Here is a 13,675-nt window from a genome sequence, read left to right as displayed (position 1 = left end):
ATGGAGCAATCAAAGTCATGAAGTGGCCGCCGGCTGCGCCAGCAGCCAGTCGGCAAAGGCCCCCAGGTCGTCGTGCAGCAGGGTGCCGGTTGGCAGCCCGGGCACCAGCGCCGAGTCGGGTACGCCGACTTCCCGGCGCAGATGTCCGGATTTGCCGGTCAGCAGCAGGTGGGTCGGACAGCCCGCCGCTGCCCCGGCCTGCACGTGGCGCAGCGCGTTGCCCGCCACCGGCACCTCGGCGGGTGGGATGCCGAAGCGCTCCGCCACCTGCTCGAACAGGCCGGGCTCGGGCTTTCGGCAGTGGCAGGCGTCCTCGGGCGCGTGGGGGCAGAAGAAGATCGCCTCGACCCGCCCGCCCACCGCGGCCAGCGCGCGGTGCATCTTGGCGTGGATGGCGTTGAGCGAGGCCATGTCGAACAGGCCGCGGCCGATGCCCGACTGGTTGGTCGCCAGCACCACGCGCCAGCCGCCATGGTTCAGCCGCGCCACGGCCTCGAGCGCGCCGGGCAGCGCCTCCCATTCGTCGGGCGATGCCACGTGGTCGTCGCGGCTGCGGTTGAGCGTGCCGTCGCGGTCGAGGATCAGCAGTTTCATGCGGGCTTCCTTCGGGGTTCCGGGACGGCCAGATCGTAGGGCTTAGGCCGCGAGACGCGACAGGTCCGCGACGCGGTTCATCGCCTCGTGCAGCGACTTCAGCAGCCCCAGACGGTTGGCCTTGAGCGCCGGGTCTTCCGCGTTGACCATCACGCCGTCAAAGAAGGCGTCCACCGGCGTGCGCAGCGCAGCCAATGCCTGCAGGCTGGCGGTGTAGTCGCCCGCGTCGAACTTCGTGTTGGCGGCGGGCACGGTGGCCTGCATGGCAGCGTACAGATCCTTCTCGGCGGCCTCCACGAACAGCGCCGGGTTGACCGCCGCGCCCTCGCCTTCGGACTTCTTGAGGATGTTGCCGATGCGCTTGTTCGCAGCCGCGAGTGCGGGAGCTTCGGGCAGTGCGGCGAAGGCTCGCACGGCCTGCAGGCGCTGGGCCACGTCGGCCAGGCGCTGCGGGCGCAGGGCCAGCACGGCGTCGACCTCCTGTGCGCTGGCGCCCTGCTCGCGCAGGCCGCCGGCGAGGCGGTCGTAGATGAAGTCGGTCAGGGCCGGCGTGGCGTCCGTGATCTTGTCGCCGAAGGCAGGTGCCGCACCCGACAGCAGCGCGGAGAGTTCCAGCGGCAGGTCCTTCTCGACCAGCATGCGGATCACGCCCAGCGCGTGGCGGCGCAGCGCGAACGGGTCCTTGTCGCCAGTAGGCAGGTTGCCGATGCCGAACATGCCGACCAAGGTTTCCAGCTTGTCCGCCAGCGCCACCACCACACCCGTCTGCGTGCGCGGCAGTTCGTCGCCCGCGAAGCGCGGCTTGTAGTGGTCTTCGATGGAGAAGGCGATGTCTTCGGACAGGCCGTCGTGGCGCGCGTAGTAGCCGCCCATGATGCCTTGCAGCTCGGGGAACTCGCCCACCATGTCGGTCACCAGGTCGGTCTTGGCCAGGCGCGCGGCCAGCAGCGAACGCGCCGCCAGTTCGGGGCCACCCAGCTGCAGGCCAATCGTCTCGGCGATGGCGCAGACGCGCTCCATGCGCTCGCCCTGCGTGCCCAGCTTGTTGTGGTAGACCACCTTGGCCAGGGCCGGCACGCGGCTCTCCAGGGTCTTCTTGCGGTCCTGGTCGAAGAAGAACTTGGCGTCGGCCAGGCGCGGGCGCACCACGCGCTCGTTGCCGCCGATCACCGCGCTCGCGTCGTCGGGGCGGATGTTGCTGACCACGAGAAATTTGTTGGTCAGCTTGCCCTGGGCGTCCAGCAGCGGGAAGTACTTCTGGTTGGCCTTCATCGTGAGGATCAGGCACTCCTGCGGCACATCGAGGAACTGCTTCTCGAACTCGCAGATGAGCACGTTCGGGCGCTCGACCAGCGCCGTCACCTCTTCCAGCAGCGCGTCGTCGTCGATGGGTTGGCAACCACCACCGACCTTCGCGGCCGCAGCGGCCAGCTGCTGCTTGATTTCATCCTTGCGCTCGGCGAATGAGGCGATCACCGCGCCATCCTTCGCCATCGTCGCGGCATAGCTGTCGGCGTCGGCCAGCGGCACCGGGTCCATGGCGGCCTCGAAGCGGTGGCCGTGCGTCACGTTACCGGCTTTCAGGCCGAGGGCCTTGACCGGCACCACGTCGGCGCCGTGCAGCGCCACCAGGCCGTGCGCCGGGCGCACGAAGTTCACGCTGCTCCAGCCGGGCAGCTCGCAGTCGGTTTCGAGCTGGTAGCTCATCACCTTCGGGATCGGCAGCCTGGCAATGGCCTCATCCAGCGCCTTCTGCAGACCAGCGGCCAACTCGACACCCGGTTGCACGCTGTCGAAGAACAGGGCTTCGGCCTTGCCGTCCATGGCCCGCTTGAGACCGGCCACGGCCGAGGCGTCGGCGCCCAGCCCGGCCAGGCGCTTGAGCAACGCGGGCGTGGGCGCACCGCTGGCGTCCAGACCGACGCTGACGGGCATGAGCTTCTGCGACACGGCCTTGTCGGCGGCCTTGGCCGCGACGCCGGTCACGTGTGCTGCCAGGCGGCGCGGCGAGGCGAACGGCGTCACCACCGCATCGGCAGCGGCCAGGCCCTGGGTCTTGAGTTGTTCGGCCAGCACGCCGGCAAACGCATCACCCAGCTTCTTGAGCGCTTTGGGCGGCAGCTCTTCCACAAACAGTTCGACGAGGAGGTTCTTCGTTGTCATTCTTGTGTTCTCCCGCTCAGGCGGCCTTCTTCTCGATCTGCGCCACCCACTCGCGCGGCGCCATGGGGAAGCCCAGGCGTTCGCGGCTTTCGTAATAGCTCTGCGCCACGCTGCGCGCGAGGTTGCGGATGCGGCCGATGTAGGCGGCGCGCTCGGTCACGCTGATGGCACCCCGTGCGTCCAGCAGGTTGAAGCTGTGCGCGCACTTCAGGACTTGTTCGTACGCCGGCAGCGCCAGTTGCTGCTCCATCAGGTGCTTGGCCTGCTTCTCGTGCGCATTGAAGGCGGTGAACAGGAAGTCGGCGTCGCTGTGCTCGAAGTTGTAGGCCGACTGCTCCTTCTCGTTCTGAAGGTAGACGTCGCCATAGCTCATGGTCTCGGTCCACTTGAGGTTGTAGACGTTGTCCACGCCCTGCAGGTACATGGCCAGGCGCTCCAGGCCGTAGGTGATCTCGCCGGTGGCGGGCTTGCAGTCGATGCCGCCGACCTGCTGGAAGTAGGTGAACTGCGTGACTTCCATGCCGTTGAGCCAGACCTCCCAGCCCAGGCCCCAGGCGCCCAGCGTGGGGTTCTCCCAGTCGTCCTCGACAAAGCGGATGTCGTTCTTCTTCAGGTCGAAGCCCAGGGCTTCGAGCGAACCCAGGTACAGCTCCAGGATGTTGGCCGGCGCGGGCTTGAGCACCACCTGGTACTGGTAGTAGTGCTGCAGGCGGTTCGGGTTCTCGCCGTAGCGGCCGTCCTTGGGTCGGCGGCTGGGCTGCACGTAGGCGGCTTTCCAGGGCTCGGGGCCGATCGCACGAAGGAACGTGGCGGTGTGGCTGGTGCCGGCGCCGACTTCCATGTCGTAGGGCTGGAGCAGGGCGCAGCCCTGTTTGTCCCAGTAGGACTGCAGGGTCAGGATGATTTGCTGGAAGGTCAACATGGTCGGGTGCCGACGGCGGGTCGGTCGGCAAGGTGATGCGGTGTGTGGCGCGGCGGCAGCCCCAACGGCGGGCCGCGCAAAACCCTGGATTTTACGGGCCGGCCTGCGCGTCGCCGCCGCCCACGAGCACCGGCCGGCGCGTCCCCACGCGGCGCACCAGCAGCGCGAGCGCCACCACCGCCAGGCACAGCACCCAGACCGGCCCCTGCCCCCAGCGCGAGGCCCAGGCGGCGTAGGGCGTGAGGCCCGTGCGGCCCTGCACCGAGGCCTCCAGCCGGTCGCGCACCAGCCGCGGCAGACGCGCGGTCACCACGCCGCGGTGGTCGATAGCGGCGGTGGCGCCGGTGTTGGTGGCGCGCAGCATCGGGCGCCCCAGCTCCATGGCCCGCAGGCGTGAGATCTGCAGGTGCTGGTCGATCGCCACTGTGTCGCCGAACCAGCCGATGTTGCTGAGGTTGACCAGCACCGTGGGCGCCACGGCCGGATCGCGGAACGAGGCCGCGAGCTCTTCGCCGAACAGATCCTCGTAGCAGATGTTGGGCGCCACGCGCTGGCCCGCCCAGTCCCAGCCCGGCTGCACCAGCTCACCGCGTGCAAAGTCGCCCAGCGGGATGTGCATCAGGTCGGTGAACCAGCGGAACAGCGGTGGGATGAATTCCCCAAAGGGCACCAGGTGGTGTTTGCTGTAGCGGTAGAAGCGCTCGCCCGGGAAGCCGTCCTCGCGTCCCTTGAGCATGTCGGCCGACACCCCCCAGGCCGAGTTGGTGTAGCCCGACTCCATGGAACCCAGCGGAATGCCGACCATGACGCCCAGGCCCGACGACCCTACCGGTGCCGACGTCTCGATCACGCCGAACAGCGGCTCCCAGAACTCGGGCCCCAGCTGCTGCGGCAGCACCGGCACGGCCGTCTCGGGCGCCACCACCAAGTTCGGCCCGGCACCCGCCAATTTCGCGCGCGCGGCCTCCGCGATCTGTGCCGGGTACCAGGACAGGGCCGTGGCGACGCCGGTGCCGGTCTCGAACTTCTCGTTCTGCGGGATGTTGCCTTGCAGCAGCCAGACGCGCAGCGGCCCCGCGTCGCCCGTTCCTCGCAGGCCGGCGTCGCGCCAGTGCTCACCCAGCACCACGCTGAGCAACAAGGCCAGGGCGACAACGCCCGCGCCCACCTGGCCCAGGGTCGTGGTCCAGTGGCGCACCGGGGCCTGAAGGCGGCCGCCGATCCGGCGCAGATTGGGGAACAGCCACCGCAGCAGCCCGCCCCACACGGCCGGCACCAGCAGCGCCAGCGCGTAGGCCAGCAGCGCCGCGATCAGTCCCATGCCGTAGACCCCGACCCAGGGTGCCCACGCAGCCATCAGGTCCGCCTGCGCATAGCCGCCAGCCCCCCAGGGCAGACCGGTGAGCCAGCGACCGCGCACCAGCTCGGCCAGGGTCCAGAGCGCTGCGAACAGCAGCGCCTGCAGCCAGCGCGGCCGCGGCGCCCAGGCGCACAGCGCCCACGCCGCCAGCCCGTAGAACAGGGCCAGCGCGCCGGACAGCGCCGCCACGGCGAGCACCGCCATCCACGAGGCCAGGCCACCGTAGGTGTGCATCGAGACATACAGCCACCAGAGGCTGCCGGCCAGCCAGACCCAGGCGAACACCCAGCCGCGCCAGAAGCCTTGGCCGTTGCGGTGGGCGTGGCGCAGCGCAAACACCAGCAGCGCCAGCGAGACGATCTGCAGCCAGCCCGACGGTGCCCCGGCCACCACACCGGGCGGCACCCAGGCCGGCCAGGGCCAGGCGAGCGAGGCCGCTTGCAGGGCACCGCCCAGCACACAGACCAGAAACCAGAACACGCCCGAGCCCCGCGCCGGGCGACCGGGCGGCAGGCCCGTCAACGGGGACAGACTCGAGGGCGTGTGCAGGTTGCCGAACAGGCTGCGCATGGGCCGGAGGGGGTGTTCAGGCGCCGGCGGGCACCGGCATCACCTTGAACCACTTCACCGCACCGCCCTTGGTGTGCAGCACGACAAAGCGCAGGCTGTCGAGTTCGTGCGTCTCGCCGCGCTTGGGCACATGGCCCATGGTGTGTGCGATCAGACCGCCGATGGTGTCGAAGCCGTCTTCAGCCAGCTTGAGGCCGAAGGACTCGTTGATGCGCTCGATGGCCGTGTCGCCGCTGACGCGCCAGGTGCCGTCGGCCAGTGCGAAGATGTCGCCGTCGTCCTCGGCCACATCGAATTCGTCCTCGATCTCGCCGACGATCTCTTCGAGCACGTCTTCGATGGTGATGAGGCCCGCCACGCGGCCGAACTCGTCGATGACGATGGCCAGGTGGTTGCGGTTGCCGCGGAATTCGCGCAGCAGGTCGTTCAACCCCTTGCTCTCGGGAACGAAAGTGGCCGGGCGCAACAGGGCACGGATGTTGAGTTCGGGCGCCCGCTGCAGCTTGAGCAGGTCCTTGGCCAGCAGGATTCCGATGATGTTCTCGCGCTCGCCCTCGTAGACCGGGAAACGCGAGTGCGCGGTGTCGATGACCAGATGCAGAAGCTCGTCGAACGGTGCGTCGATGTCGAGCACGTCCATGCGCGGGGCCGCCACCATCACGTCGCCCGCGCTCATATCGGCGATGCGGATCACGCCTTCGAGCATGACGCGCGACTCGGCATTGATGATGTCGTTGTCCTCGGCCTCGGCGAGCGTCTCGATCAGCTCGTCCTTGGAGTCGGGCCCGGGGTGGATGAATTCCGCGAGCTTCTGCAGGAATCCACGTTTGTCTTCATGCCGCAGGCTGCGCTGCGGCCCCGTACTGGGGGGGTTGTCGGCCACTGGGGAGAGGGGGTGGTTGAAACAGCGGCAAAGGATACCGCAAGGCCGTGACACCAGCCAGACGCCGCGTCAGCGGCGCAGGGGGTCACTTCATCCGGTCGCGCGAGTCGCGTACGCCCTGGCGGATTTCCTGCAGCAGCGCCAGCGCGTCCCAGAAATTCTTGGCCTGGGCCTTGAGCTGGTAGTTGGTCAGGGCCAGTTGCTCGTCGATGAGCTCGGTGACGCGGGAGTCGAAATCGGCCGGTGGCAGGCGCAGATGCGCCTCGGCCTCAGGGCCGTCGCGCTCGATTGACGCGCCCGCCTTGCGCGCGATGCGCAGCATGGCGGTGTTCTCGGACAGCGCGTGAATGAACAGCTGGTTCACGCCTTCATTGCGCGCGTGCATGACGGCGCGCTCGAACAGGCGGCTGCCATAGCCCCGACCACGCGCCGACTTCGATACCGACACGCCGAATTCGGCACAGCTGGCGCAGCTCGGATCGACCGAGTAGGCCAGGTGCGCCATGGCGATCAGCTCCAGCTTGCGGTTGAAGATGCCGAACAGTTCGTCGCGCCTGAAGTTGAGCTTGTCCACGTAACGGGCGATCTGTTCGTCGTTGGCGGCATAGCCGAAGCGGAGGTAGCGGTCGTGAGGTTCCAGCGCCAGCAGGTGCGCCAGGATGCTGGCCGCATGGGAGCGCCCAATGGAGCGGATCGGCACCGCAGCGCTGCTGGCTGACGGCGTGCGCTCGGGTGCAGGGGTGGCGGTGGCGTCGTTCGACATGGCGTGGAATTTAAGGGTTTTCCCTATATCGACAAGGTCGCACGTCTCTAAACCGGGAAATACCCGATGAACGGCGTCACACGGGCAGCGCGGTGGTGCTCTTGACCCGGTCCATCACGAAACTGGTCTTGCAGTCCTGCACCGACGGGTGGCGCAGCAGCACGTCCATCATGAAGCGCGAGTAGGCGGCCATGTCGGCCACCACCAGGCGCAGCAGGAAATCCATCTCTCCGGTCAGCGCAGCGCATTCCACCACCTCGGGCCAGCCCATGACACTGGCGCGGAACTCGTCCATGGGGTTGCGCTTGGCCGCACCGCTGTGTTTTTCCAGCCGCACATTCACCCAGGCGGTCAGGCCGAGACCCACTGCCTCCGGTCTGACCAGCGCGACGTAACGGGCGATCACGCCAGTCTCTTCCAGCCGCCGCACACGGCGCAGCACGGCACTGGGCGAGAGGCCCACCGCCTCGGCGATCTGGTCGTAGGTGGCGCGGCCATCAATCTGAAGGCTGCGCAGAATGTGACGATCGAGCTTGTCCAGTGCTTGCATACATCTGATTCTGCAGGATTATTGCAATCTGGACCAATGGTGCGCCCCATTTCGCAGCCATCGTGCGACCCTGCGCTTCTACAGTGGTGCACTCAGCCCGACCACACAGGAGACCACCATGAACGCCAGCCTGCCCGCATCCACCACGACCGCATTGAGCACCTGGGACAACCCCATGGGCACCGACGGTTTTGAATTCATCGAATACGCCGCACCGGACCCGGCGGCCATGGGTGCATTGTTCGAGCGCATGGGCTTCAAGCCAATTGCAAAACACCGCCATAAGAACGTGACGCTGTACCGCCAGGGTGGTATCAACTTCATCATCAACGCCGAGCCCGACAGCTTCGCGCAGCGCTTCGCGCGCCTGCACGGTCCCAGCGTGTGCGCCATCGCCTTCCGCGTGCAGGACGCCAAAGCCGCCTACGAGCGCGCCATCTCGCTCGGTGCCTGGGGCTACGCCAACGCCGCCGGCCCGGGCGAACTGAACATCCCGGCCATCAAGGGCATCGGCGACTCCATCATCTATTTCATCGACCGCTGGCGCGGCAAGAACGGTGCGAAAGAAGGCGACATCGGCAATATCGGCTTCTACGACGTCGACTTCTACCCGCTGCCGGGCGCTGAGCTGAACCCGGTGGGCCACGGTCTGACGGTGATCGACCACCTGACACACAACGTGCACCGCGGCCGCATGGCCGAGTGGGCCAGCTTTTACGAACGCCTGTTCAACTTCCGCGAGGTGCGCTACTTCGACTTGGAAGGACAGCAGACCGGCATCAAGAGCAAGGCCATGACCAGCCCCTGCGGCAAGATCCGCATCCCGATCAACGAGGAAGGCAACGAGAAGGCCGGCCAGATCCAGGAGTACCTGGACCGCTACCAGGGCGAGGGCATCCAGCACATCGCGCTGGCCTCGACCAATCTCTACGACACGGTGGACGCGCTGCAGATGGAGGGCTTGAAGCTGCTCAACACCAGCGAGACCTACTACGAGCTGCTGCCCAAGCGCATCCCGGACCATGGCGAGGACATCGAGGCGCTGAAGACGCGCAACATCCTGGTCGACGGCGCACCGGGCGAACTGCTGCTGCAGATCTTCAGCGAGAACCAGCTGGGCCCCATCTTCTTCGAGTTCATCCAGCGCAAGGGCAACCAGGGCTTTGGTGAGGGCAACTTCAAGGCACTGTTCGAGACCATGGAGCTGGACCAGGTGCGCCGCGGCGTGCTCAAAGACTGAGCCGTCCCTGGAACGCGGGAAGGGACAGCGTCCCTTCCATCACCTCGTCCGCAAAGGCCATCGCGACATGCGGCTGGCCGTGAACGAAGCGGTTGTCGGCCCCGGGCAGTGTGGCCGTCGAGGCCGGGAACACGATGTTGTCGGCGCTGGAGTACCAGCAGGTGAACGGTGCGTAGGCGTCCGTGGGCCAGCGCTGCGCCTCGCTCTGCCGCAGCGCCCGTAGCCAGGGGCCGTTCTGCCGCATCTGCCGCCCGTTCGGCACGTGGCTGAACTGCGCCAGCCAGGTGCCGTGGTGCGGCGAACCGATGGTGACGATGTGACGCGCCAAGGTGTCGGCGTCGGGGGTCGCGACGCGCCAGGCGCGCACCGCCAGCCCGCCCATGCTGTGGCACACCAGCACCGGCGCCACGCCGGTCAGCGCATGGGCGCGTCGCACGGCGTCGTCAATCAGGGGGATGTAGTCGTCGATCGAGCCAAACACCGGTTCCAGGTTGACACTGGTGTAGGGCAGTCCGCGTGAGCGCAGCGTTCGCATCCACGGCAGCCAGAAGCCGCGGTTACAGACGAAGCCATGCACGAAGACCACAGCAGGCTGCCCCGCCAATGTCCCGGCATCGTTGTCCGGCAGGCCGCGCCATCGAAACGGCTGACGCCAGGAAAACACGCGCGGCGCCACCAGCACTTCGCGCCACCAGGCGTTCATCAGCGTCCGGATGGTCGCCCGGGGCGCAGGATCACGGCGGTTCACATGGGCTACCGCGAAGAACTCCAGCCCCAGCACAAGCGCATAGCCGAACAGCAGCAGCGCACCCCCGGCGGCCACCACCCAGCCCGGACGCCCCCAGCTCCACGCAACCCAGCCGGCGACCAGTCCCACGGTGGCGAACACGATGAGTTGTTGCAAACGGGCCAATATCGAGCTCGAGGTCGTCGCCGCCATGCCGGAAGGGTGTGGGTGCTGCATGGACTGCACTATGTCATGGCCGTCCTCTGAACGATCTCCCTCCCCCTAGAGACCGGTCACTAGGGCGTCATGCGCGCCGGCGATAGACTCAAACGACCATGCCGCAAGCCTCCGCCGCCGACCGCATCCGTGCCCACCTGGCCACTGTCGACGCGCTGCGTACTCAAGCCAGCAGCAAAGGAATCCACACGGCGGTTTCTGAGGTGAAACGCCTTCAGGCCCAGCGCTTCCAGGGCACTTACGCCGATGTGCTCGCACACCGGGTGCAGGGATCCGCAGCACGCTTTTTCCTGGACGAGCTGTACGGTGACCACGATTTTCGCCAGCGCGATGCCCAGTTCGGGCGAATCGCCGGAGCCATCGAACGGGTGTTCCCGGATGCAGTGGCCGAGTTGTCGGTGGACCTGGCCGAAATGCACGCGCTGACCGAGACCCTCGATCACTCAATGGCGGTGCATTGGCTGGCGCAGGACCCGCAGGTATCCCCCGCAAAGCGCTACGTACAAGCCTGGCGGGCGACCGGGCGGCGAGAGGCCCGTGAGCGGCAGCTGGGCGTGGTCGGGCACATGGGACTCGAACTGCAGCGGCTCACGCGCAGCAAATCCTTGCTGATGATGCTCAAGATGATGCGGCGCCCCGCTCAGGCAGCGGGGCTGTCCGATCTGCAGCACTTTCTCGAAGCCGGTTTCGCCGCGTTCGCCGAACTGGGGGACGCCCGGCCCTTCCTTTCGATCATCTCGACGCGCGAACGGCGCTGGATTGACGCGCTCTTCGGCGAAGACCTCTCGGCTTGCGCTGCCGCGCTAGACGCTGAGCTTTGTGCGACACGGCCCTAGGGCTGGCCCTGAGGCCCGACGGGAGAGGGACCATCAGAATCGCCGGATGGACCTCGCTACCCCGGAAATCTCCTCGCGCCCCTGGCTGGCCCACTATCCAGAAGGCGTTCCGCACGACATCGATCCCTCACAGTACCGGTCTCTGGCCGCACTGCTTGAAGAGTCCCTGAAAAAGAACGCCCAGCGCTCGGTCAGTGTCTGCATGGAGCGCTGGATGACGTACGGCGAGCTCGATGAGCACAGCGCCGCACTGGGCGCGTGGCTGCAGGCCCGCGGCCTACCGGGCGATGCGCGCGTCGCGGTGATGCTGCCCAACATTCCGCAGTTTCTGGTCGCGATGACCGCGATCATCCGCGCGGGGTTCACCGTGGTGAACGTCAACCCGCTCTACACGGCTCGGGAACTGGAACACCAGCTCAAGGACTCCGGCGCCGAAGCCATTGTGATCCTGGAGAACTTTGCGGCCACACTGGAGGAGGTCATCGAGCACACCCCCATCCGCCACGTGGTCGTTGCGAGCATGGGTGACATGCTGGGATTCTGGTACGGGCGCTGGATCAGTTTCGCCGTGCGGCACCTTTCCAAGATGGTCAAGCCCTACCGGCTAGCGTTGAACGGTGTCAACGGTAGGCGCACCATCGTCAGCTTCCGTCAGGCTCTGGATGAGGGCGGCGGGCTATCCCTTCGTGCGAGCCAGGCCAACCACGAGAGCACGGCCTTCCTGCAGTACACGGGCGGCACCACGGGACTGTCCAAGGGCGCTGAGCTGACGCACAGGAATGTCATTGCCGCCACTCTGCAGGCTGAGGCCTGGTTCCGCCCAGCGCTCGGTCGAATCGGCGATGTACGCAACATCAACGGCATTGCTGCCTTGCCCCTCTATCACATTTTTGCGCTGACCTTGTCACTTCTGACGATCCGCTGGGGTGCACACATGACCCTGGTTCCCAATCCGCGCGACGTGTCGAAGTTTGTCGAAACGCTGTCGAAGCGACCGTTTCATCTCTTACCGGCGGTCAACACACTGTTCAATGCGCTGCTGCAGAACCCGCGCTTTCGGCAGTTGGATTTTTCTTCCCTGCTGATGTCGCAAGCCGGTGGCATGGCAGCATCCGAGGGTACGGCCCGGCACTGGATGGCCATCACTGGCTGCGCCATGACCGAAGGCTGGGGGATGAGCGAAACCTGCGCCATCGGCACCAACAACCCGGTGACCAGTCGACAGTTCAGTGGGACCATTGGCCTGCCCTTGCCTGGCATCGACGTCGCGATCAAGGACGAGGCTGGTGCGAGCCTGCCGGTCGGCGAGTCCGGCGAGATCTGCATCCGTGGCCCGAACGTGATGCGCGGCTACTACCGACAGTCCGAGGAAACCGCACATGCCTTCACGGCCGACGGCTTTATGCGCACCGGCGACATTGGCGTGATGGACGAACGCGGGTACACCCGCATCGTCGACCGCAAGAAGGACATGATTCTGGTGTCCGGTTTCAACGTTTTTCCAAGCGAACTCGAGAATGTGATCTCGATGTGCCCCGGCGTGCTCGAATGCGCTGCAGTGGGCGTCGCGGACGCCAAGCAGGGCGAAGCGGTCAAGGTGTTTGTCGTTCGCAGCGATCCCACACTCCGGGAAGAGGATGTGACCCGGTTCTGCCACGACAACCTCACCGGGTACAAGCGACCAAAATACGTCGAGTTTCGCGATGAGCTCCCAAAGAGCAATGTGGGCAAGATCCTCCGCCGCGCCCTGCGCAACTGACTCAGGACCCTCATGCTTTCATCAATGGCCCGTGCGCGCCTCAACCGTGTTGGTGCCACGCTGTTTGAACGTGGTTGGCTCTCATCCAACAACATCCTGATCACCGGCTCCAACGGACCGACAGCGCTCATCGACTCCGGCTATTGCACCCACGCCGACCAGACCGTGGATCTGGTGGAAGCGGGGCTTGAAGGACGTCGCCTTGAATTGCTGCTGAACACACACCTACACAGCGATCACTGCGGAGGGAATGCCGCGCTTCAGCAGAATCATCCGGGTGTTCATACGCTGATCCCCTCGGGGTTGGCAGAAGCTGTCCGTCAGTGGGACACCGAAGCACTCAGCTATGCAGACACAGGACAGGAGTGTCCTCGCTTTGCATTCGACGGCGTTCTTCGCCCTGGAGACAGTTTGCGCCTAGGGGACTGGACTTGGGACATTCACGGCGCCAAGGGTCACGATCCACACGCCATCGTGCTCTTTCAACCCGACAACGGCGTTCTGATTTCTGCTGATGCGCTCTGGCAAAACGGCTTTGGTGTGGTGTTCCCGGAACTGGAAGGCCTGTCCGCGTTTGAAGAAGTCGGCCAGACATTGGACTGTATCGAGGACCTTTCGCCGGCAGTCATCCTCCCTGGTCACGGCAGTGCATTTGATGACGTTCAACTGGCGTTAGAGCGAGCGAGAGGCCGCCTGCAGCGCTTCGTCGAGTTCCCCGAACAGCATCTGAGACACGCACACAAAGTGCTCATCAAGTTCAAGCTGCTTGAACGCAAGAGCGTGACATTTCAGGACTTGCTTCAATGGATTCAGCAAACACCATATGTCGCCAAGGCTGCACCGTCCGAAGCGCCCGCATCTGAAAGATGGCTTGAAGAACTGATTCGAGATCTTGAACGCAGCCGTGCCGTCGAGCGCAGAGGTGAAATGATCTTTGATCTCTAGCGAGACAAGCGATGTTGTTGCCGGCGGCGAAAAAACAAAGGCCCCAAGTATCTCTACTTGGGGCCTTCTCAATAATAGCCTGACGATGACCTACTTTCACACGGGAATCCGCACTATCATCGGCGC

12 protein-coding genes are annotated in these 13,675 nt (G+C 65.9%); 4 read left to right on the top strand and 8 right to left on the bottom strand.

Features of this window, described 5'->3' with window-relative positions; genetic code table 11:
- Nucleotides 1-15: 15 nt before the first annotated feature.
- The 7 genes from gmhB to ACFOPI_RS21855 form a co-directional block, all read right to left on the bottom strand.
- Nucleotides 16-594: a D-glycero-beta-D-manno-heptose 1,7-bisphosphate 7-phosphatase gene (gene gmhB, locus ACFOPI_RS21885; protein WP_382178818.1), complete on the bottom strand. Its 579-nt coding sequence runs from the start codon at nucleotides 592-594 to the stop codon at nucleotides 16-18.
- 42 nt (nucleotides 595-636) lie between these two features.
- Nucleotides 637-2,757 (bottom strand): glycine--tRNA ligase subunit beta, encoded by a 2,121-nt coding sequence (gene glyS, locus ACFOPI_RS21880; RefSeq protein ID WP_382178816.1) that lies wholly within the window; start codon nucleotides 2,755-2,757, stop codon nucleotides 637-639.
- Between the two features lie 16 nt (nucleotides 2,758-2,773).
- Nucleotides 2,774-3,679 (bottom strand): glycine--tRNA ligase subunit alpha, encoded by a 906-nt coding sequence (gene glyQ, locus ACFOPI_RS21875; protein WP_127806849.1) that lies wholly within the window; start codon nucleotides 3,677-3,679, stop codon nucleotides 2,774-2,776.
- A 91-nt stretch (nucleotides 3,680-3,770) separates the two neighbouring features.
- Nucleotides 3,771-5,609, bottom strand: a complete 1,839-nt coding sequence (gene lnt / locus ACFOPI_RS21870; RefSeq protein ID WP_382178813.1) for an apolipoprotein N-acyltransferase — start codon at nucleotides 5,607-5,609, stop codon at nucleotides 3,771-3,773.
- Nucleotides 5,610-5,625: 16 nt separating this feature from the next.
- Nucleotides 5,626-6,492, bottom strand: a complete 867-nt coding sequence (locus ACFOPI_RS21865; protein WP_382178809.1) for an HlyC/CorC family transporter — start codon at nucleotides 6,490-6,492, stop codon at nucleotides 5,626-5,628.
- An 85-nt stretch (nucleotides 6,493-6,577) separates the two neighbouring features.
- Entirely contained in the window at nucleotides 6,578-7,255 is a 678-nt protein-coding gene (locus tag ACFOPI_RS21860; RefSeq protein WP_382178806.1) for a GNAT family N-acetyltransferase, read from the bottom strand.
- Between the two features lie 76 nt (nucleotides 7,256-7,331).
- Complete coding sequence (locus ACFOPI_RS21855) at nucleotides 7,332-7,805, bottom strand: Lrp/AsnC family transcriptional regulator (protein ID WP_382178804.1); 474 nt, start codon at nucleotides 7,803-7,805, stop codon at nucleotides 7,332-7,334.
- 118 nt (nucleotides 7,806-7,923) lie between these two features.
- Between ACFOPI_RS21855 and hppD the strand changes: the two genes are divergently transcribed.
- A complete protein-coding gene (gene hppD / locus ACFOPI_RS21850; RefSeq protein WP_382178801.1) occupies nucleotides 7,924-9,045 on the top strand; it encodes a 4-hydroxyphenylpyruvate dioxygenase in 1,122 nt (373 codons plus the stop codon).
- Here the strand turns inward: hppD and ACFOPI_RS21845 are convergent.
- Nucleotides 9,035-10,009: an esterase/lipase family protein gene (locus ACFOPI_RS21845; RefSeq protein ID WP_382178798.1), complete on the bottom strand. Its 975-nt coding sequence runs from the start codon at nucleotides 10,007-10,009 to the stop codon at nucleotides 9,035-9,037. The genes hppD and ACFOPI_RS21845 overlap by 11 nt on opposite strands.
- A 98-nt stretch (nucleotides 10,010-10,107) precedes the next feature.
- Here ACFOPI_RS21845 and ACFOPI_RS21840 point away from each other — a divergent pair, with 98 nt between their 5' ends.
- From ACFOPI_RS21840 to ACFOPI_RS21830, 3 genes are read left to right on the top strand one after another with little or no spacing between them, the layout of a single operon-like run.
- Complete coding sequence (locus ACFOPI_RS21840; RefSeq protein WP_382178795.1) at nucleotides 10,108-10,845, top strand: FFLEELY motif protein; 738 nt, start codon at nucleotides 10,108-10,110, stop codon at nucleotides 10,843-10,845.
- Between the two features lie 46 nt (nucleotides 10,846-10,891).
- The gene (locus ACFOPI_RS21835) at nucleotides 10,892-12,604 is read left to right on the top strand and encodes an AMP-binding protein (protein WP_382178792.1); all 1,713 of its coding nucleotides are present in this window, start codon (nucleotides 10,892-10,894) and stop codon (nucleotides 12,602-12,604) included.
- A gap of 12 nt (nucleotides 12,605-12,616) precedes the next feature.
- Entirely contained in the window at nucleotides 12,617-13,549 is a 933-nt protein-coding gene (locus tag ACFOPI_RS21830; RefSeq protein WP_382178789.1) for an MBL fold metallo-hydrolase, read from the top strand.
- Nucleotides 13,550-13,675: the final 126 nt, after the last annotated feature.

Origin of the sequence: Hydrogenophaga luteola, from assembly GCF_042648585.1 — a bacterium.
GTDB classification, from domain to species: domain Bacteria; phylum Pseudomonadota; class Gammaproteobacteria; order Burkholderiales; family Burkholderiaceae_C; genus Hydrogenophaga; species Hydrogenophaga luteola.
This window is presented reverse-complemented; position numbering and strand designations above follow the sequence as displayed.